This is a genomic window from Paraburkholderia sp. J76, from assembly GCF_905220295.1.
In the GTDB taxonomy this organism is placed as follows: domain Bacteria; phylum Pseudomonadota; class Gammaproteobacteria; order Burkholderiales; family Burkholderiaceae; genus Paraburkholderia.
The window spans coordinates 681,265-701,937 of the sequence record NZ_CAJMZJ010000002.1; the positions used below are offsets into that span (position 1 = coordinate 681,265).

Annotated in this window: 12 protein-coding genes; 10 read left to right on the top strand and 2 right to left on the bottom strand. The window is 67.5% G+C overall.

Translation table 11 applies throughout. From position 1 onward, the window contains the following. Nucleotides 1-200: 200 nt before the first annotated feature. The gene (locus U5768_RS06500) at nt 201-1,460 is read left to right on the top strand and encodes a LysR family transcriptional regulator (RefSeq protein WP_322029541.1); all 1,260 of its coding nucleotides are present in this window, start codon (nt 201-203) and stop codon (nt 1,458-1,460) included. A gap of 137 nt (nt 1,461-1,597) precedes the next feature. Continuing rightward, complete coding sequence (locus tag U5768_RS06505; protein WP_322029542.1) at nt 1,598-2,725, top strand: aminotransferase class V-fold PLP-dependent enzyme; 1,128 nt, start codon at nt 1,598-1,600, stop codon at nt 2,723-2,725. Nucleotides 2,726-2,806: 81 nt separating this feature from the next. Here U5768_RS06505 and U5768_RS06510 read toward each other — a convergent pair whose 3' ends face one another. Continuing rightward, complete coding sequence (locus U5768_RS06510) at nt 2,807-3,502, bottom strand: 4-carboxy-4-hydroxy-2-oxoadipate aldolase/oxaloacetate decarboxylase (RefSeq protein ID WP_322029543.1); 696 nt, start codon at nt 3,500-3,502, stop codon at nt 2,807-2,809. Further along, nucleotides 3,499-4,230: a PIG-L deacetylase family protein gene (locus U5768_RS06515; protein WP_322029544.1), complete on the bottom strand. Its 732-nt coding sequence runs from the start codon at nt 4,228-4,230 to the stop codon at nt 3,499-3,501. Before U5768_RS06515 ends, U5768_RS06510 begins: the two co-directional genes overlap by 4 nt. 389 nt (nt 4,231-4,619) lie before the next feature. On the opposite strand from U5768_RS06515, the gene U5768_RS06520 reads away from it, so the two are divergent. From U5768_RS06520 to bcsA, 8 genes are all read left to right on the top strand, one after another. Further along, nucleotides 4,620-6,848, top strand: coding sequence for a TonB-dependent siderophore receptor (locus U5768_RS06520; RefSeq protein WP_322029545.1), 2,229 nt, complete (start codon nt 4,620-4,622; stop codon nt 6,846-6,848). Between the two features lie 460 nt (nt 6,849-7,308). Next, nucleotides 7,309-9,708 (top strand): cellulose biosynthesis cyclic di-GMP-binding regulatory protein BcsB, encoded by a 2,400-nt coding sequence (gene bcsB, locus U5768_RS06525; protein WP_322029546.1) that lies wholly within the window; start codon nt 7,309-7,311, stop codon nt 9,706-9,708. A gap of 2 nt (nt 9,709-9,710) precedes the next feature. Continuing rightward, entirely contained in the window at nt 9,711-11,048 is a 1,338-nt protein-coding gene (gene bcsZ / locus U5768_RS06530; RefSeq protein ID WP_322029547.1) for a cellulose synthase complex periplasmic endoglucanase BcsZ, read from the top strand. Beyond that, nucleotides 11,030-15,118 carry a cellulose synthase subunit BcsC-related outer membrane protein gene (locus tag U5768_RS06535; protein WP_322029548.1) on the top strand — a complete coding sequence of 1,363 codons (4,089 nt, stop codon included), beginning with the start codon at nt 11,030-11,032 and terminating at the stop codon, nt 15,116-15,118. Before bcsZ ends, U5768_RS06535 begins: the two co-directional genes overlap by 19 nt. 64 nt (nt 15,119-15,182) lie before the next feature. Continuing rightward, a complete protein-coding gene (gene bcsE / locus U5768_RS06540) occupies nt 15,183-16,997 on the top strand; it encodes a cellulose biosynthesis protein BcsE (RefSeq protein WP_322029549.1) in 1,815 nt (604 codons plus the stop codon). Nucleotides 16,998-17,006: 9 nt separating this feature from the next. Beyond that, nucleotides 17,007-17,210 carry a hypothetical protein gene (locus tag U5768_RS06545; protein WP_322029550.1) on the top strand — a complete coding sequence of 68 codons (204 nt, stop codon included), beginning with the start codon at nt 17,007-17,009 and terminating at the stop codon, nt 17,208-17,210. Next, nucleotides 17,207-18,043, top strand: a complete 837-nt coding sequence (gene bcsQ / locus U5768_RS06550) for a cellulose biosynthesis protein BcsQ (RefSeq protein WP_322029551.1) — start codon at nt 17,207-17,209, stop codon at nt 18,041-18,043. Before U5768_RS06545 ends, bcsQ begins: the two co-directional genes overlap by 4 nt. Beyond that, a complete protein-coding gene (gene bcsA, locus U5768_RS06555; RefSeq protein ID WP_322029552.1) occupies nt 18,040-20,625 on the top strand; it encodes a UDP-forming cellulose synthase catalytic subunit in 2,586 nt (861 codons plus the stop codon). Before bcsQ ends, bcsA begins: the two co-directional genes overlap by 4 nt. Nucleotides 20,626-20,673 lie beyond the last annotated feature (48 nt).

Below are 20,673 nucleotides of genomic sequence, written 5' to 3' on the forward strand. Positions count from 1 at the left end.
GAACGAACTCGCAAGCGAAGGCGCGCGCGTCGAAGCGCTGATGAAAGAGCACACGCATATTTCGAAGGAGAGCCTCGATCTCCCGGTCGACCGGCTGCATCTGGGCGCGGGCGGCGAAGCCGCCGCAGTTCCCACGGTCGCCGCCGTCGTCACCGCATGAGACACGGCGCGTATCCCACCCAAAACGACACGATCGAGCCGTGAGCCAGCCCGAACTCCTGAACCTCGCGCATCTGCGCGCCTTTCGTCTCGTTGCCGACACCGGCAGCGCCACGCGCGCCGCTTCGGCCCTGTATCGCGCGCAATCGGCCGTCACGCGCTCGGTGCAGGAACTGGAGACGGCCCTCGGCGCGCCGCTCTTCGAGCGCAAGCCTTCGGGCATGTTGCCGACGGCCGTGGGCCGCGTGGTGCTCGAACGCTGCGCGCGCATTTTCGGCGAACTGGAAGAACTCGCGCAGTGGTGCGCGGCGCGCCAGGCGCGCCGGCGCGCGTTGAGCGAAGGCACGCTGCCCGCCTACCTGCTCAACACGCGACGGCTGCAGCTATTCGTCGCCCTCGCGCGTCACCGTCACATGCCGAGCACGGCGAATGCATTCGGCATCAGCCAGCCCGCCGTGAGCAGCGCCATGCGCGTGCTCGAAAGCGGCTCGGGCGTCACGCTCTTTCACCGCGGGCCGCGCGGCGTGCTGCTCACTGCCGAAGGCGAGACCGTTCTGCTGCACGTGCGGCGCGCGCTCAACGAACTGCGCCACGTACCCGACGACATCGCGGCGCTGCACGGCAATATCCAGGGCGCGGTGACGGTGGGCGCGCTGCCTTTGGGCCGCACGCTCATTCTGCCGGCCGCCATCGCCCGTCTTTCCGCGCAACATCCGGGCGTACGTGTCGTGACCGACGAAAGCGCGTATGAACTGCTCGTGGCGGGCCTGCGCGCAGGCGACGTGGACTTCGTGCTCGGCGCGCTGCGCGAGAACGACGCCGCAAGCGGCCTGGGCAATGAACGTTTGATGTCGGAAGACATGGTCGTGCTCGCGCGGCGCGACCATCCGCTCGCGAAAAGGCATGGCCTCACGCTGACCGACCTGCGCGACGCGCAATGGATTCTCTCGCGCACGCATTCGCCTTCGCGCGGGCTGCTCGAAGCGCAGTTCCGCCGCGTGAAGCTCAAACCGCCGCTGCCGACCGTCGAAACCGCCGATCTCGCGGTGATTCGCGGGCTGCTGCTCGGCACCGACATGATCACGGCGCTCTCGGCGCAGCAGTTGCACTACGAAATCGAATCAAACCAACTGGTGATTCTCGACGTGCCGTTGCAGCACACGCGCCGCGATATCGGGCTCACGCTGCGCGCGCAAGGCTCGCCCTCGCCCGCGGCGCGCGCGCTGATCGACGCGATCCGGCTTGCGGTGATGGACGTTGCGCCTGCAACGCGCGTGGTGGAGGGACGGCGCACGGGTTGAGCGCGGCGTCGCGCAGCAAACCCGCAAGCCGCCGACGCTCTGCCGCATCGCACCATCGCCGCAGGCTGCCCAAAGCTTCGCCTTTCGCTAGAATCTATTTTTGTCGCGGCAAAAACTTATTTTTATTGGAGGCGAGCGTGCCAGGGTTACTTCCCAACGTCGACCGCGAGGGACTCCTCGAATATTCAGTGGTTTACACCGACCGCTCGATCAATCACATGTCGCAGCTCTTTCAAGGCGTCATGCGCGACATCTCCGCCTCGCTGAAAAGGGTCTACAACGCGAAGTCGGTCGTGGTAGTTCCGGGCAGCGGGACCTTCGGCATGGAAGCCGTTGCGCGCCAGTTCGCAACGAACAAGAAGTGCCTCGTCATTCGCAACGGCTGGTTCAGTTTCCGCTGGTCGCAGATTTTCGACATGGGCAACATTCCTTCGGAATCGATCGTGTTGAAGGCGCGCCCGGTCGAACCGGGAAGGCAGGCCGCTTACGCACCGCCGCCGATCGACGAGGTCGTCGCTGCGATCAAGGAACACAAGCCCGATCTGGTCTTCGCACCGCATGTCGAAACCGCTTCGGGGATGATGCTGCCCGAGGCCTATTTGCGCGCCGTGGCCGATGCCGTGCATGCGGCAGGCGGCATGTTCGTGCTGGACTGCATCGCTTCCGGCACGGTATGGGTCGATATGGCGGCGAGCGGCGTGGATATTCTGATCAGCGCGCCGCAAAAGGGGTGGAGCGCATCGCCGTGCTGCGGGCTCGTCATGCTCAGCCCGCTCGCGCGCGAGAGAATCGAAGCGACGACCAGCACCAGCTTTGCCTGCGATCTGCGCAAATGGCTGCAGATCATGGAAGCCTACGAGAACGGCGGGTTCGCCTATCACGCCACGATGCCCACGGACAGTCTCGCGACGCTGCGCGACGTCATCAAGGAAACCGAGGCCTACGGCTTCGACAAGGTGATGGCGGAGCAGCTCGAACTCGGCAAGCGCATTCGCTCGCTGCTGGCCAGCAAGGGTTTCCGAAGCGTGGCGGCCGAAGGGTTTCAGGCGCCGGGCGTCGTGGTCAGCTACTCGGACGACGACGGCATTCGTTCCGGCAAGAAGTTCGCCGACGCCGGCCTCCAGATCGCGGCTGGCGTTCCGCTTCAGTGCGACGAGCCCGAAGACTTCAAGACCTTCCGCATCGGATTATTCGGCCTCGAAAAACTGCATGACGTCGAAGGCGCGGTCGACAGGTTCGCCAAGGCACTAGACCGCGTTCTTTAATGCGCATTTCCTGAGGCCCACGGCCTCAGGTATACGCGAAGAAAAACGAGCGCCCTTGCGGCGCTCGTTTTCGTTGCGGACTCAAGCATCTGCCGGTGTCTCGACGTAGCGCAGTCCTTTTTCGGCCAGGCGCTCGCGCATTCCGTAATAGTCGAGGCCGAGCGTCCCGCCCGCGAGCACCATGCGCGTCTTTTCTTCCCTGGCAAGGCGCGCCTGGGTGGCTTCCACGACTTTCGCCACCGTGGCGAACGGCACCACGACCACGCCGTCGTCGTCGGCAACGATCACATCGCCCGGATGCACGATCTGCTGCGCGCACACCACCGGCACGTTCACCGAACCCAGCGTTTCCTTCACCGTGCCTTGCGCGGAAACGGCTTTCGACCACACCGGAAAGTCCATTGCCTTCAGTGCGCGCAGGTCGCGGCAACCCGCGTCGATGACGAGTCCGCGCACGCCGCGCGCCGCGAGCGAAGTGGCGAGCAGTTCGCCGAAGTAGCCGTCTTCGCAGGGCGAAGTGGGCGCGGCCACGAGCACGTCGCCTTCGCGGCATTGCTCCACGGCTACGTGCAGCATCCAGTTGTCCGAGGGCGGCATGAGCACGGTCACGGCCGAACCGGCAATCGCGGCGCCCGAATAAATGGGCCGCAAACAGGCGGCAAGCAGGCCGAGACGGCTTTGCGCTTCGTGCACGGTGGCCGTACCGGCTTCCTTGAGGATTTCGACATGGCGCGCGTCGGCGCGCGCAATACGGGTGACGACTACGCCGCGCTTCATGACAGGTCTCCCACGACGGCAGGCGTCAGACGCATATACCCTTCCGCGTATTGAATATCGCGCTTCGCCGTAATGCCGATATTGCGCTTGGCCTGCACGCCGCGTTGTTGCGCCACGCGCGTGTAGTACTCCCAAAGATGTTCCTGGCCCGCCATGCATTCAATCGCGCGGCGCTTCACGTCCCACACTTCGGTGATGTCGAGGAACGTGTCCGGAATCCACTCGCACTGTTCGGTCTGATGCGGTTCGAACGCGTAGACGGGCGGCGCACCGACGATCTTCTGCCCTGGCTGGTGGCCCTCGGCCTGCGCAATGATGCGCGCTTCCTGCGCCACGTGCATGGCGAGCGGATGATCGAAGTTGTACGGGTCTTTCGGCGAATGACTCAGCACGAACGCGGGCTGCACGTCGCGATAGATGTCCACGAGGCGCAAAAGCGCTTCGTCCGGAACGCGCAGCGGGTAATCGCCCAGATCGAAGAATTCGCATTGCGCGCCCAGAATCGCGGCGGCGGCGAGCGCTTCCTCGCGGCGCGCGGCCTTCACTGTCTCGATGGTCATGCCGGGATCTTTGCGCCAGAGCTTCGCCGACTCGCCGCGTTCGCCGAACGAGAGACACACCACCTTCACGCGATAGCCGTTCTTCTTGTGCAGGGCGATCGCGCCACCCGCGCGCCACACGAAATCCGCGCTGTGCGCGCTCACCACGAGCATCGATTTTTCAGTCATTTCCGGTTCACCAGACGTCGATCATCACGAAGTCCCATTGTAGGTTTGGGCGCGCATCGCGAACCAACGAAAGGACTGCCTGAAGGCATCGAATCTGCTTATCGGCTCCATGCGTCGGTTTGGTTGAGCGCGCAACGTTGAGCGAAGTCGCGCTCATGGCTTACGACCCCGAATTTTCGAATTCTTTCAGGGCTTCCCTCCCCTGAAATTGTTGCGTAAACGCTGAATACACCTATTGACAGCAACATTTAAATAACAAGCATTCTCATTTGCAATACAATCCGCATACTTTTCCGTCTGACCGGCAAAGCATAACCAGTCGCCCGGAGCCTGCGCGCAGCACAAGGCATCACGGGGCGCCAGCGCTACCTTCGCTACGAACCCTTTTTATGTCCGCATCCCGTTTGCATTCGCCTTTCAACTTGCCCTCGCGTCTCCCGACTTCCCGCGCTGCCATCCTCGCCGCCATCGCCGTCGCCTTCAGTCTGCCAGCCGCCGCATTCGCGCAAGCCGCCGCGCCCGCCGCAGCGAGCGGCGCCGCCGCAACCGGCGACGCAGGCAACGCCACTTTGCCCACCGTGAAAGTCCAAGCGGCCCAGGAAACGCTGCCGGGCGACCTGCAGCCGACTTTCGGCGGCGGCCACGTGGCGCGCGGCGGCGACTTCGGCGTGCTCGGCTCGCAGAAGAGCATCGACATGCCGTTCAGCATGACGACCTACACCGCGAAGCTGATCGAAGACCAGCAGGCGCGCACCATCGGCGACGTGCTCTCGAACGATCCGGCCGTGCGCACCGCCTACGGTTACGGCAACTTCCAGGAGGTGTACGTCATTCGCGGCTTCACGCTCGACAGCGACGACATCTCGCTCAACGGCCTGTACGGCATCACGCCGCGCCAGCTCGTCGAGACGGCGGCGCTCGAGCGCGTGGACATCTTCAAGGGCGCGAGCGCGTTCCTGAACGGCGCGTCGCCCAACGGCAGCGCCATTGGCGGCAGCGTGAACCTGCAACTCAAGCGCGCCGACGACAAGCCGCTCACGCGCGTGACGCTCGAAGGCAGCGCCTCGGGCGAGTTCGGCACGCATATCGACGTGGGCCGCCGCTTCGGCGACAACGACCAGTTCGGCATTCGCGTGAACCAGTCGAACCGCGACGGCGAAACGAGCATCGACAACGAGATGCGCCGTAACAACCAGACGGCCGTGGCGCTCGACTGGCGCGGCGACAAGCTGCGCCTCGAAGGCGACTTCATGTATCAGCGCCAGCACGTGTCGGACGGCCGCCCGGTCGTCTACGTGCTCGGCGACGAGATTCCCGCGGTGCCCTCGGCCACGCACAACTATGCGCAAAGCTGGTCGTATAGCGACGCCGAGGACACCGTCGGCATCCTGCGCGCCGAATACGACTTCCTGCCCGGCTGGACCGCGTATGTCACGGGCGGCGTGCGTCACACGAACGAGCACGGCGAATACTTCTCGCCGTACTACACCGATCCCGCGAACACGACCGGCTCGCGCCTGGGCGTCGTGCGCAAGGAAGGCGCGACCTCCGCGGAAGCGGGCGTGCGCGGCCGCTTCGACACGGGCCCGGTGAGCCACTTCGTGACCGCGGGCGCCTCAATCGTGCGTGTGGAAACGAGTTCGGGCTGGACCTACGGCGGCCCGTTCGACACCGATCTCTACAACACGCCGCAGGTGCCGTACCCCCCCACCACGATGCAGGCCGGCATGGACGGCAACCCGCCGATCACGGCGCTGAACCTGCTGCGCAGCATCTCCGCTTCGGACACGCTCGGCTTCTTCCACGACCGCGTGCTGTTCACCGTGGGCGTGCGTCACCAGGAGATTCTGTCGAACGGCTACTCGTCGTCGACGCTGCTGCAAACCTCGAACTACAACGACTCGATCACCACGCCGCTGTTCGGCCTCGTCGTCAAGCCGTGGGAAAACGTGTCGATCTACGCGAACCGCAGCGAGTCGCTTTCGGCGGGCGGCATTGCGCCTCAAGGCACGCTGAACTACGGCGAGCAGCTCGCGCCGGAGCGCACGAAGCAGTATGAAGTGGGCGCGAAGTACGACAACGGCAAGTACGGCGCGCAGCTCGCCCTCTTCCAGCTCGAAAAGCCGCAGACGTATACCAACGGCGCAGGCGTGTACGTGGCCAACGGCAACGAGCGCCATCGCGGCGTGGAAGCGTCGGTGTTCGGCGAGGTGTACAAGGGCGTGCGTTTGATTGCGGGCGCAACCTATATCAACGCCGTGCAGCTCGACACCGAAGGGGGCTCGACCGACGGCAAGGCGCCGGTGGGCGTGCCGAGCTTCCTTGTCAACCTGGGCGCCGAGTACGACGTGCCCTGGATTCAAGGCCTCACGCTTTCGGCGCGCTGGACGCACACGGGTCCGCAGTACTTCGATGCAGCCAACACCATGTCGATCAAGGCGTGGGACACGGTGGACCTGGGCGCGCGCTATGCGACGAACGTGTTCGGCCGGCCGACTACGTTCCGCGCCAACGTCTATAACCTCGCGAACAAGGCTTACTGGGCGTCGACCAACGGCGGTTATCTGACGATGGGTGCGCCGCGCACCGTGTTGTTCTCGATGACGACGGACTTCTGATTGGTAATTGTCCGGATGTAGCAGTATGAAGAGGGCCTGGCGTTGAACCGCCAGGCCCTTGTTTCTCATGCCTGATTAATTCGCTATCCTGATCAACCACGCGAATTTGAAAGCAAGCCACACGCGGTCCCCGACTTGGGAGCGCCCCCGTTGCGCATTTGCAACGCGCACGACCTTTTGTTGCGCGCTCAGGAATTGTCAATCAACCGGCCTCTTGTCCCTAACGGCGCGCGCAACTGTCAAATCGGCCGCCAGGCCGCGCCAGCCCGTGATCTACGCACGCCACGCAATGGGCATAAACATATGCATTCATAGGGCGCGATCCTCAGCTCTCCGCTACACTCCCCCCACATCGACGCCGTTTCGAGATAACGACTGACGGCACTACGCCGCCATTATCGTTGGTCGCTGTCTTTCCAGGATGAAGGCAGCCCCACGAAGAAAACCAAGGGCTGTTGTGATGCGACTATCCGTTCAAGTTGGGCTGGGCGCACTCGTCGCCGGATTGCTGCTGGGGGCGAGCCTTTTCGCGGTGGACCAATCGGCTATCGCGGCGACACAGACCACCAAAGCGACCACCCAGGCGGCAGCGGCCGGCGCAAGCGACGTTCCCGCATCCGCGCCGGCAGCGGCCTCCGCTGCGGCAAGCGGGCCCGTCGTCATCCAGACGGCTCCCGGCGCTGTGGTGCCCGAGGCGGCCGCGGCTGCGCCGCTCGGACCGCCGCGCTCGCGCACGTTCACGCTGCGTCAAATGGGCGTGTACGGGCCGATCGCGCTGCGCGGACTCGATCCCACCGCCGGCATGAGCGTCGATGTGCGCACCGACGAAGTGGTGACCGGCGCGAAGCTCAAGCTCGTCTACACCTACTCGCCCTCGCTGATCTGGTCGCTCTCGCATCTCAAGGTGTTCGTGAACGGCGAAATCGTCGCGACGATCCCGCTCGTGAAGGAGACGGCCGGCCAGCGCGTGACGAGCGAGATCGATCTCGATCCGCGCCTCTTCACGGACTACAACCGCATCACCGTGCAGATGATCGCCCACTACACGCTCGATCACTGCGAGGACCCCTATCACTCGAGCCTCTGGGCCGACGTGAGTCCCGACACGTCGCTCACGCTCAACACGGCGGGCATCGTCCTGCCCGATAGCCTCGGCCTTCTGCCTGCGCCGTTCTTCGATCGTCACGACAACCGCCTCGTGCGCGTGCCCTTCGTGCTCGCCGCCAATGCGGGCGTGCCCGTGCTGCGCGCGGCGGGCGTCGTCTCGTCGTGGCTCGGCGCGCTCGCAAGCTATCGCGGTTCGCGCTTCCCGGTCACGCGCACCGTGCCGTCCGACGCCAACGCCATCGCGCTCGCACTGCCCGGCCAGGTGCCCGAGGGGCTGAACCTGCCGGAGATCAAGGGCCCCACGATCACCGTCATGGCGAATCCGGCCGCCGATCCGCAGTCGGGCCGCAAGCTGCTCGTGCTCGCGGGCCGCACGCCCGAGGAACTCCAGAACGCCGCCTATGCGCTCGCGCTCGGCCAGGCCGGCATGGCGGGCAGCAGCGTGATGGTGAAGTCGATCGATCTCGGCCCGGCGCGCAAACCGTATGACGCGCCGAACTGGGTGCCCACCGATCGCCCCGTGCAGTTCCGCGAGCTGGTGACCGATCCGCAACAGCTTCAGGTGTCCGGCTACAACCCGCCCGCGATCCGCGTGAATCTGCGCGTGCCCGCCGACCTTTACGCGTGGGCGCGCGGCAACGTGCCGCTCGACATCCGCTATCGCTACACGGCGCCTTCCGCGTGGAACGATTCGGTGCTCAACGTGAACATCAACGATCAGCTCGTGCGCTCGCAGCGGCTGCGGCCGGTCACGCGCGCCTCCGACGAAGCGCGCATCAACGTGCCGCTGCTCTCGGGCTCGGACACGCGCTCCGCGACCAATCTGGAGATTCCCGCGTTTCGCGTGGGCAGCGACAACCAGTTCCAGTTCCAGTTTCATATCGATTCGCAGAAGACGGGCCTGTGCGCCTCCACGGCCGCCGACGTCGCGCGCGCGGCCGTCGATCCGGACTCGGTCATCGACTTCAGCGGCTTCGCGCACTACACGGCGCTGCCCAATCTCGCCTTCTTCGCGAACAGCGGCTATCCGTTCACGCGCATGGCCGACCTCTCCGACACGGCCATCGTGATCCCCGACGAACCCGACACGAAAGATCAGGAAGCCGTGCTCACGCTGCTCGGCCACATGGGTCAGTGGACTGGCCTGCCTTCGCTGCGCCTCACGATCGTGCCCGCAAGCCAGGTGGATACCGTGCGCGACAGCAACCTGCTCGTGATCGGCGTGGGCTCGGGCGCGCAGTTGCTCGAGAAGTGGGGCAAAGATCTGCCGCTTCTCATCGAACAAGGCAGGACCGCGGTGACCACGCGCGACCAGCGCTCGGGCTGGCCCGGCTGGCTTGGCGGCACCCAGGACGAGGACGCGGCGCCGTCGGGACGCTCCATCGTCACGCTCGGCGGACCGATGGCCGCGCTGATCGGCTTCGAGTCGCCGCTGAGGTCGGGCAGAAGCGTGGTGGCGCTCTCCACGACTTCGTCGGCGCAGCTCGGCGACGTGCTCGACGCGCTCGAGGACGGCGGCAAGATCTCGCAGATGCACGGCGACCTCACGCTCGTGCGCTATGGCCAGGTCGAGGGGCTGCGCGTGGGCGAGCGCTATTTCGTCGGCGATCTGCCGTGGTATGCGCGCGCCTGGGTGTTCATCTCGCGCTACCCGTCGCTGATGGCGCTCGCGGGCATTCTGGCCGGCCTGATCGTGGCGCTCACCGTATTCTGGGCGCTTGGCCGCATGGCCAGCCGCCGTTCCGGGACCTGACCATGCGCCCGGCTCTGGCTATGCGCGCGCCCGCCAAGGCGCCACGGCTTGCGCCCCGGCTCACGCGCTGGCTAGCGGCCGGCGCGCTTGCCTGCGCGCCGCTCGGCACATTCGGCACGCTGGCACTGCTGATGCCGGCCGCCACGGCGCACGCGGCTGCGCCGGCAGGCAATGGCAGCGCGGCCGACGCCGCAAAGCCCGCCAGCCCCGCCGCCTGCGCGTGGCCCGCATGGACCACCTTCCGCAGCACGCTGCTGAGCGCCGACGGCCGCGTCATCGACGCGAGCACGCCGCGCCAGGTGAGCGTTTCCGAAGGTCAGTCCTACGCGCTCTTCTTCGCGCTGGTCGCGAACGACCGCGCGAGCTTCGACAAGATCCTCACGTGGACCGAAAACAATCTCGCGCAGGGCGACCTCGCCGCGCATCTGCCCGCATGGATCTGGGGCCGGCGCGATATCGGCGATGACGGCAAACCCCTCGCCGCTTCAGGCGCTTCAGCCGCGCATGCCGGCGAGCCGCAGTGGGGCGTGATCGACAGCAACCCCGCCAGCGATGCCGACCTCTGGATCGCGTACACGCTGCTCGAAGCCGGGCGCCTCTGGAACGAGCGCCGCTACACCGCGCTCGGCACTGTAATGGCGCGCAACATCGTGCGCGAGGAAACCGCCGTGCTGCCGGGCCTTGGGCGCACGGTGCTGCCCGGACCGGTTGGCTTCACGATCGGCAAGGACGGCTGGCGCCTGAACCCGAGCTATGTGCCTCTCCAGGTCATGCGGCGCTTCATGCTCGCGCTGCCGCAGGCGGGCGAATGGAAGGCGCTGCTGGCCTCCTCGGCGAGACTCGTCAACGAGACCGCGCCCAAGGGCTACTCGCCCGACTGGGTGGAATTTCACGCGAAAGGCGGCTTCGCGCCCGACGCCCAAACGCACGCCGAGAGCGCCTACAACGCGATTCGCGTGTACCTGTGGGCGGGCATGCTCGCGAGCGACGACCCGCTGCGCGCCGGCACGCTCGCCACCTTCAAACCGCTCGCGGACTTCGTCGGCGCGCATGGCTTTCCGCCCGAGCGCGTCGACACCACGACGGGCACGCCGGGACCGAACGAAGGCAACGGCGGCTTTTCCGCCGCCGTTGCCCCGTATCTGGCTGCGCTCGGCCGCGGCGATCTCGCGAACGCCCAGGCCGAGCGCAGCCGCACGCTCGCGCAGAAGTCGGCGCCCGGCTACTACAGCAGCGTGCTGATGCTGTTCGGGCTCGGCTACCTCGACGGGCTTTATCATTTCGACGCGCAAGGCCGCGTCGCCCCAGCATGGACGAGTGCATGCCCCGCGCCGCGCTGACCGCCCTTGCGTCTGCCCGCCGCGCCGCCCGAGCGCGCAGCGCGCGCCGTGAGGCGCGGCGTCTGGCCGCGCACGCGTTGCCAGCCGTCGCCGGTCCCGGCGCGCCGCCCAACCGCTCGTTGCCCAAACTCGCGCCGCTTGTCGCGCTGTTCGTCGCGGCGTCGCCGTATCCGGCCCGGGCGCAAACGGCAACGCCGCAGCCAGCGGCCAACGCCGCCGCGCCGACGACCCAGGCTACGCAACTGCTCTCGGCCGCGCGCATGTGGGAGGGCAAGAACCGTCCCGACGTCGCGCGCGGGCTCGTGCAAAAAGCGCTGCTGTTCGACCCGCAGCAGCCCGACGCCCTCGCGCTCCTCGGCGAGATCGAACTGCGCGAAAACCGCCCGGCCGATACCGCGAAAATCCTCGCGCAACTCAAGAAGATCGCCCCGAACGCGAGCGCGACGAAACAACTCGACGACGCCTACCGCGTCGCCACGAGCGGCAAGATGGAGATGGCCCAGATCCGCCTGCTCTCGTCCGCGGGCAAGAGCGAGGAAGCCTCCGCGCGCCTGCTGAAGCTCTTTCCGAACGGCGCGCCCGCGGGCGATCTGGCGAGCGACTACTACCGCATCCTCGCCGGCACGACGGCGGGCCGCGCGCAGGCCATCGGCGAATTGCGGGCGCGCGTGAAGCAGAACCCGAACGATCCGCGCCTCGCGCTGATACTCGGCGACCTGCTCACCGACCGCGCGGACACGCGCCTCGAAGGCCTCAATCTGATCTACCGCGTGTATCAGCGTCAGGACAGCGACCGCGCACGCGCACTCGAACTGTGGCGGCGCGCGCTCGGCAGCGCCGGGCGCGACGATCCCGCCTATTACGTGTGGTATCTGCGATACCTGCAGGAAGTACCCGACGACACCGACGCGCAGCAAACCGTCGCCGACCTCGGCAAGAAGCTCGGCGCGAAGGACCAGGCGCAGGCGCAAGCCCTGGCGCGGAATCCTTCAGCCGTCGTCGCCGCGCAGCCGGGCACGCCCGCAGGCCGCGCACAGGCCTCCACCCAGGCGCGCGCGCGTCCCCGTCCGGGCCCAGGCGCCGCCGACCGCGCGCGCGGTCTCGCGCAACTGGACCGCGGCGATCTCAAGGACGCCGAAACGTCGCTGCAAAGCGCGCAGCGCGCAAACCCCAGCGACGGCGAAACCATCGGCGCGCTCGGCCTCGTGCGGCTGCGCGAAGGCCGTCACGACGAGGCGCGCGAGCTGTTCGCGCGCGCGATCACGCTCGACCCGGACAACGCGGGCAAATGGCGCAGCCTCGAAAAGACGGCCACCATCTGGGGCACCATTGCGAAGGCGCGCGACGCCAACTCGCGGGGCTTGCCGGAAGAAGCCGAAACGCTCGCGCGCGAGGCGCTCAGGCTCGATCCGGGCAACGCGACCGCCAGCGATATTCTCGGCAACGCGCTCATCGCGCAGAAGAAGTGGCCCGAGGCCGAAGCCGTGCTGCGCCCGCTCGTCAACGCGCCCAGGCCCGACATGGACGCGCTGCGCGGACTCGTGACCGTGTTGCGCGAAACGCATCGCGAGAACGAGATCGAGCCGCTCATCGCCGCCACGACGCCGCGCGTCAGCGGCTCGACTGCGGAACTCAAGCGCCTGCACGCCGAGCTGCTGTCCATCCAGGCCGACCAGTTGCTGGCCGACAACCGCAAGAGCCCGGCCATCGCGAAACTCGAAGAAGCGGTGCGCCTCACGCCCGACGACGCCTGGACGCGCTTCACGCTCGCCCGCCAGTACCGCGACCTCGGCCTGCCCGCGCTCGGCCGCCAGGTGATGGAAGACGGCCTGAAGGTCTCGCAGGCGCCCGACATGCGATACGCCACGGCGCTCTACCTGAATTCCGTCGACGACATCGCCGCGGCCGCCGCGCAACTCGCCGCCGTGCCTGAAGGCGAGCGCAGCCAGGGCATGCGCGAGCTGATGGGCAATCTCGCGGCGCAGAAGAAGATCGCGCAGGCGCGCCAGTTGATCGCCCAGGGCAACGAAGACGAAGCGCGCGCGCTGCTCGATTCCGCCGCCGCGGACGCCAACGCGGCCAACGATCCGCAGATGCTCGCCACGGTCGGGCGCGAGTGGATCGCCATCGGCGAGCCGGACCGGGGCCTGAAGCTCGTGCAGGACTGGCTCGCGGCGCATCCCGACGACCCGGCGGCCAACGGCGCGCGCGTGCGCTACGGCGAACTGCTGGCGGCGGCCAATCGCGACGACGCATGGGCGAACTGGATCGACGCGACGCGCGACCAGCCCGGCATCACGCAGGAGCAACTGGCCAGCCTCGACGACCAGGAACTGCGCCTCGCGGTGCGGGAGACCGACCGGCAGATCGAGGCGGGCGACCTCACGGGCGCGCGCCACACGCTCGACGCCGTGCCGGACCGCCTCAAGTCGAACCGCCGGTGGCTGCTCGAAGAGGTGGATCTGCTCGACGCGAAGGGCGACTACAAGGGCGCGATGGCTTCGGCGCAGAAAGTACTCGCCACGCAACCCGACGACGCCGATGCACGCCTTGCCGTTGCGCGTATGCTGGAGCGCATGGGCCGAAACCGGGAGGCCGCAGACATGGTGCGCGCAGTGCTGGCCGACACCGCGGAGAACGACATCGACACGCGCCTGGCCGTGGCGCGGCGCTTTACCGCGCTCGGGCTGAACGACGAGGCTTCCGCCGTGGTCGATCCGTTGCGCGAACAGTATCCGGACAACCCGTCCATCACGATCCAGGCGGGGCGCGTGGCGCAAGCGCGCGGCAACTACAACGAAGCCGCGAGCCTGTACCGCACCTCGCGCACGCAGGAACAAGCCGAAGGCACGCAACCCGACGCCGACGGCACGACGTCGGCCGGCCGCGCGCTGCAAAGCCTGGAAGACCGCAAGCAGGGGCAGGTCGCGACCGGCTGGTATCAGTCCAACCTTTCGGGCGACCCCGGCATTTCCGAGTTGCACGCCACCGAAGTGCCGCTGTACGTGCGCATTCCGGATGGCTACACGGGCCACTATTTCTTCCACGCCGATACGGTCTACCTGAACGCCGGCACGCTGCCCGGCGGCGATCTCGACACCGCGTACAAGTACGGCAAGATCGCGGCGCTCGGCAACGCCGGGCTCGGAAACATCAACGAGACCGCCACGGGCGTCGCGCTCGCGGCGGGCTACGAGTTCAACGGCGCGAACAATAGCTGGCGCGCCGACATCGGCAGCACGCCGTTGGGCTTCCCGATCGAGAGCGTGCTCGGCGGCATTCAGTATCGCCACGACTTCCTGAACGATGCGTCGCTCTCGCTCGACGTCTCGCGACGGCCCGTGACCGCCAGCCTCGTTTCGTACGCGGGCGGCATCGATCCGGTCACAGGCGAGAAGTGGGGCGGCGTGGTGCGCAACGGCTTCACCGTGCGCGGCGCGAAGGACTTCGGACCCGGCACGATCTTCACGAGCATCGGCTTCGGCCTTCTGACCGGCACCAACGTGGAGACCAACCAGGAGTTCAAGGTGCGCAGCGGCTACGACTGGTCCGTGTTCAAGCGGCCCGACCAGATCGTGTCGAGCGGGCTGATCCTTAACTACTGGAAGTACTCGAAGAACGAGCACAACTACACGTTCGGCAACGGCGGCTACTACAGCCCGCAGAGCTATTTTTCGATCGGCATTCCGCTCGACTGGACCGGCCGCTACAAGAAGCTTTCGTGGGAGATCGACGGATCGGTGGGTATGTCGTTCACCAACGAGAACGAGTCGCCGTTCTATCCCACGCGGCCGGGTCTGCAGGCTCAGGCGCTCGCGTTCATGAACGCCAACGACCTCGGCTCGCCGTACTTCGGCGGCGGCTCGGGCGGCGGCTTCAGCTACACGATCGAAGCGGCGCTCGAATACCGCGTGACGGAGCACTTCGTGGTGGGCGGCCGCTTTTCGATCGACCGCTCGCGCGACTACGCGCCGAACGTGGGCGTGCTTTACATGCGCTACTTCTTCTCGCCGCAGAAGGGCCCGGTGCCGTTCCCGCCGCGGCCGGTCGTGCCTTATTCGGCTTATTGACGTGGCCACGCAGCGAGCGCATGACGACGATGAAAACCGAGACACGAGCAACACGAGCGATGAGATGAACGATCCCGCCACCTTTCCCGCTGCGCCCGCCGCCAGCCGCGATACGCGCCGCTCGCTGTTCTCGCGCCTCGCGCGCCGCGAGCCGCTCGCGATCGACGGCCTGCCGGCCACGCTCGCCTCGCTCGGCGCGGGCCAGGTGCACGTGGTCTACGCGAGCACGTCGCCCGCGCGCGACGCGCTTTTCTGGCAAACCGCCGCCGCCGCGCTCGCCGGTCCCGCCACGGTGCTTTCGACGCGCGACGGCGCGAGCCTCGCGGCTACGTTGCGCGACCATGGCGTCGATATCGAAAAAGCCGGTTCGACGAGCGCGTGGGCAAACGTATGCGCGCTGCGGCCGATCCCCGAGCGCGACGGCGCGCAGGTGCTGATCGAAGCGCTCGGCGCGCTCGCCGCGCAATGCGCCGCGCCCGAAAGCCAGTTCTTCATCGAAGGTGCGGAGGCGTTCTTCAACTGGCAGGACCCCGCCGCGCTCGCGAGTCAGGGCGCGCAACTCGCGCTCTGGTGCGCGCAGCATCGTTACGGCGTGCTGATGGTGGCCGCGCCGCCTGGCCTCGGCGACGATCAGGAGCATCCCGAACTGGCCGCCTTCCAGGCGCGCTTCGCGGGCGCGGCGCAACTGCATCAGGTGCAGGGCCAGTATCACTGGGAAGTGGCGTTCTGGCGCGCCGGCGACGCCGTGCACGGCAGCCAGAGCGTGCCGCTGCGCTTTTCCGCCGCCGAGCACCGGCTGACCGTTTCTGGCGGCACCTTCGAAGCCGAGATCGGCGAGGCGGGCCTGCTCGCACCCGACGAGGGCCGCGTGATCGTTTCGCGCGACGCCATGTTGCACGAGCGCGTGCTGCCGCAGGCCTGGCAGATCGTCGATAACAACGAGGCCGCGGTGGCGGCCGCACACACCTCGGTCGCCGCCACGGTGATCCTCGATTTCAGCGTGAACCGCGATCTCGAAACGCTGGCGGAACAGGTGCACACGCTGCGCCGGCAATGCGGCGAAGCGCTCAAGATCATCGTGCGCGAGGATGCCGTGGCGATGCGCTACGAGTCGCTCATGCTCAACCTCGGCGCGAACCGCGTGATCGCGCGGCAAACGCCGCTTGCGCAGGTTGAGGCCATCGTCGAAAGCCTGCAGGGCCAGGTGTATTCGCGGCCCATGCCCGCCGATTACCGCGCGGCGCTTGCCGCCGTCGTGCACGGCGAGGAGAGCGGCTATGTGGGCGCGGCGCATTTCGTCGAACTGGTGCGCGCGGCGGTGGAACGCAGCCGCGTGATCCAGTTGCCGAGCGTGCTGATCCGCCTCGCGCTGATGCCGGAAATCGCGCACGTGGATGCGCTCAAGGCGTGCAATCTGCGGCGCGCGGGCGACATCGTGACGGCGAGCGGCGACAGCCTCTACGTGTTCTTCTTCGCCTGCCGCATGAGCGACGCCGACGCCGTGTGCCAGCGCGTGTTCCAGCGGCCGCTCGCCGAGCTGTTCCAGGGCGAGGAGCGCTACGGCGACGGCCGCGCGATCACCGAGGCGCTGGTCGCGTTCGCCGACGAAATCGACACCGCGCCGCCGCCCGACTATTCGGGCTGGCTCGCGATCAACGAGGGGCAGCCCGCCGCGCCCGCGGCCGTACCGGTGCAGGCGAACGGCCAGACCTTGCCGCCGGCGGCGGCCTCCGCCATCGCGCCGGCATCAGCAACGGCAGCGGCCGCCGCGGCTCCCACAAACGGCGACCTGTTGCCCGTGCTCGACCCCGCCGCGCGCACCGACAACGCGAAAACGCGAACCGCGCCGCAGCGCGCGCCGCTGCCGCTCAAAGCATAGGAGCGCGAATTGAACGTCTTCCTCGGTTACTTCGTCTGGGGCATGATCCTCGCCGTGCCGCTCTACTTCATCGCCTGGCGTCTGCGCCTTGCGCGCTTCGTGCCCATGTGGCTGCGGCCGGTGCGCTCGCGTCCGCTTCAGTTGCCGCCGCAGGTCGATGCGTTGCTGATTCGCGGCCAGCGCCGCTTCAGCCAGACGGGGCCGCGCCGATGAAAACCATCGCCATCGTCTCGAGCGTCGGCGGCGCGGGCCGCACCACGCTCACCGCGGCGCTCGCCGGGCTGCTGGCGGCGCGCGAACATGTTGCGCTCGCAGCGGAGTGCGACCCGCGCAACGTGCTCGCGCTGCATTTCGGGCTGCGCGAGAGCGCGCGCGAAGGCCTCGTCACGCATCTGGCGGGCGGTCCCGGCACGGACGAAGCCTGGTCGCGCGCCGCGCTGCAAAGCGACGACGGCGTGCTCGTGCTGCCGTGGGGCAGTCTCGCGAGCGGCGACGCAAACGGCCACGAACCGCTCGACGACGACGCCAGCGCCCTGCTCGACGCGCGCCCCGGCTGGCTGCGCGAACTGCTCGCGCGCGTGGATCTGCCGCCGCAAACGATCGCGCTCGTCGATGCGGGCACGTGGCCTTCGGCGCACGCGCGTCAGGCAATCGACGCCGCCGACCTCGTACTCGGCGTCCTCACGCCGTGCGCCACCGCCTGCGCCACGCTGCCGCGCCTGATCGCCGCCCTCGTGCGCGCCCGCAAACGCAGCGTGTTCGTCGCCAATGCCGTCGTGCCCGCGCGCCCGTTGCACATGGACATCGTTTCGCTGCTGCGCGCGCGCCTCGGCGCAGCCATGCTGCCGTATCTCGTGCATGCGGATACCGGCGTGCCCGCCGCGCTCGCCGCCGGCGAAAACTTCTGCCTGAGCGCGCCCAGTTCGCAGGCCGCTCACGATCTGAACGGCATTGCCTCGTGGCTCGCGCACTGGGGCAGCGGCGCGAGTCTCGACGCGCCCGACGAACTGCTCGCGCAACACATCGCGCGCGGGAGCACGCCATGATCCGCGAGCGATTCGTTGCGCTATGGAGCGCGTTCTGGGCATCGCTGCTGCGCCTGAGCGCGCCCGAATTCAATGTCGCGCCCGACGCTTCCGGCGGCCAGTGGCTGCTGCGCGCGTTCTTCCGTCCGCCGCGGCCCGGCGCGCGCGACGTGCCCGCGCTCGCCTTCGCGCGGCTCGGCAAGGACATGCGCCAGCGGCTGAACATCGGCCGCGACCACACCGCCAGCGCCTGGGTCCTGCGCCTCTTCCTGCGGCCGCGCCGCGCGCGTCAACGCCTCGCCGCCGACCTGCGCAAGCTGCACAAGGCGCCGCAAGGGCACCATCGCTTCGCGCTGCGCGCGTGGCTCGACAGTCGGCTCGAACCGCTCTATCGCCGCGCCTCGCGCGCGAGCGCGGCAGTCGGCGCGCACCTGCCGGACGTGCCGTGGGAAGGCATCGAACGGCGTCTGGAGAAGCTTTCGGCGGCGCTCGACAGCGTGCCCTTCCTGCGCCAGTGCCTGCTGTGGCTCGCGTTCATCGCGGCAGTCGCCGTGTGCACGACGCCGCTGCCGTTCGCGGGCCAGGTGCTGCTGTTCCTGCTCGTGTACGTCGTGGTGATGATCGCGCGCCGCCTGCCGGGGCGCCTCGCCACCATGCTCATGGTGATGCTCTCGATCCTCATGACGGGCCGCTACGTCTGGTGGCGCAGCACACAGACGCTGCACCTTTCGAGCCCCGCCGAAGCGATCGTCGGCTACATCCTCTATGCCGCCGAGCTTTACACGTGGATCGTGCTGATCTTCGGCTACGTGCAGACCGCGTGGCCGCTGCGCCGCAAGCCGCAGCCGCTGCCCGACGATCCCGCCGACTGGCCGACCGTCGACATCTATATTCCGACCTACAACGAGGCGCTTTCGGTGGTGCGGCCCACGGTGTTCGCGGCCAGCTCGATCGACTGGCCGCGCGACAAGCTGCGCGTCTACATTCTCGACGACGGCGACCGCGACGAATTCCGGGAGTTCGCGCGCGAGGCGGGCGTGGGCTATCTGCGCCGCGACGAGCACCGGCACGCGAAGGCCGGCAACATCAATCACGCGCTGCCGCTCACCGAGGGCGAGTACGTCGCGATCTTCGACTGCGATCACATTCCCACGCGCAGCTTCCTGCAAACGACCGTGGGTGTCTTTATCGCCGATAAAAAATGCGCGATGGTGCAGACGCCGCACCATTTCTTCTCGCCCGATCCGTTCGAGCGCAATTTCGACACGTTCCACCGCGTGCCCAACGAAGGCAGCCTCTTCTACGGTCTGATCCAGGACGGCAACGACTTCTGGGACGCCACGTTCTTCTGTGGCTCGTGCGCGGTCATCAAGCGCGCGGCGCTCGAACACATCGGCGGCATCGCGACCGAGACCGTGACCGAAGACGCCCACACCTCGCTGCGCCTGCATCGCCACGGCTACACCTCGGCCTACCTGCGCACCGTGCAGGCGGCGGGCCTCGCCACCGACAGCCTCGCCGACCACATCGGCCAGCGCATCCGCTGGGCGCGCGGCATGACGCAGATCTTCCGCATCGACAATCCGTGGGTCGGCAAGGGGCTCTCGTTCTTCCAGCGCATGTGCTACAGCAACGCCATGCTGCACTTCTTCTACGGCTTCCCGCGCCTCATCTTTCTCGTGATGCCGGGCGCGTACCTGTATTTCGGACTGCACGTGATCAACACGCCCGCGCCCGTGATCCTCGCCTACGTGCTGCCGTATCTGGTGATTGCCGCGATTGCCAACTCGCGCATCCAGGGACGCTACCGGCACTCGTTCTGGGCCGAGGCGTACGAGTCGGTGCTCGCGTGGTACATCGTGCTGCCCACCACCATGGCGTTCATCAACCCGAAGCTCGGCAAGTTCAACGTGACGTCGAAGGGCGGCCATATCGAGCACGAATATCTCGACTGGACGATCTCGAAGCCCTATCTCGTGCTGCTGGCGATCAATCTGTTCTCCGTGGTCGCCGGCATCGGCCGACTCACGATCTGGCAAACCGACGAGCCCGCCACGGTGTTCATGAACCTCTTCTGGGCCGCCGTGAATCTCACCATTCTCGGGCTCGCGCTCGGCGTGGCCAAAGAGGCGAAGCAGGTGCGCGTGGCGCACCGCATTCCGCTGCGCGTGCCCGCCATGCTCACGCTGCCCGACGGCCGCACGCTCGCGTGCCGGACCGAGAACTATTCGATGGGCGGCCTGGGCCTCATGCTGCCCGCCGACGCCGTCGCGAAGCTCGAACCCGGCGAGCGCATCAACGTGACGCTCTCGCGCGGCGTGCTGGAGCACGACTTCCCCGCCGTGGTCGCGCGTCTCGCCGACCGTCGCCTCGGCGTGCGTTTTAGCGACATGACGGTGGAGACGGAGCGCAAGCTCGTGGAATGCACGTTCGGTCGCGCCGACGCCTGGCTCGAATGGGAGGACGTGCCGCCGTCGGACGCGCCGCTGCATGGCCTCATCCAGTTGTTTGAACTGAGCTGGCAGGGCTACATGCGCCTCATCGACGCGTTCTTCGACGCGCTGGAAAACATCTTCACGCGACGCCGGGCCGGCCAGCCCTGACCGCCGCAGTTGAAAACCGCAGCCGCCACATAAGCCGCAACACCCTGG

Bases quoted from the DNA above. Each gene is read 5' to 3' on its own strand.
- bcsZ (WP_322029547.1), top strand. From the start codon at position 9,711: ATGCGCCCGGCTCTGGCTATGCGCGCGCCCGCCAAGGCGCCACGGCTT.
- bcsQ (WP_322029551.1), top strand. From the start codon at position 17,207: ATGAAAACCATCGCCATCGTCTCGAGCGTCGGCGGCGCGGGCCGCACC.
- U5768_RS06535 (WP_322029548.1), top strand. From the start codon at position 11,030: ATGCCCCGCGCCGCGCTGACCGCCCTTGCGTCTGCCCGCCGCGCCGCC.
- bcsE (WP_322029549.1), top strand. From the start codon at position 15,183: ATGAACGATCCCGCCACCTTTCCCGCTGCGCCCGCCGCCAGCCGCGAT.
- U5768_RS06515 (WP_322029544.1), bottom strand. From the start codon at position 4,230: ATGACTGAAAAATCGATGCTCGTGGTGAGCGCGCACAGCGCGGATTTC.
- bcsA (WP_322029552.1), top strand. From the start codon at position 18,040: ATGATCCGCGAGCGATTCGTTGCGCTATGGAGCGCGTTCTGGGCATCG.
- U5768_RS06510 (WP_322029543.1), bottom strand. From the start codon at position 3,502: ATGAAGCGCGGCGTAGTCGTCACCCGTATTGCGCGCGCCGACGCGCGC.
- bcsB (WP_322029546.1), top strand. From the start codon at position 7,309: ATGCGACTATCCGTTCAAGTTGGGCTGGGCGCACTCGTCGCCGGATTG.
- U5768_RS06520 (WP_322029545.1), top strand. From the start codon at position 4,620: ATGTCCGCATCCCGTTTGCATTCGCCTTTCAACTTGCCCTCGCGTCTC.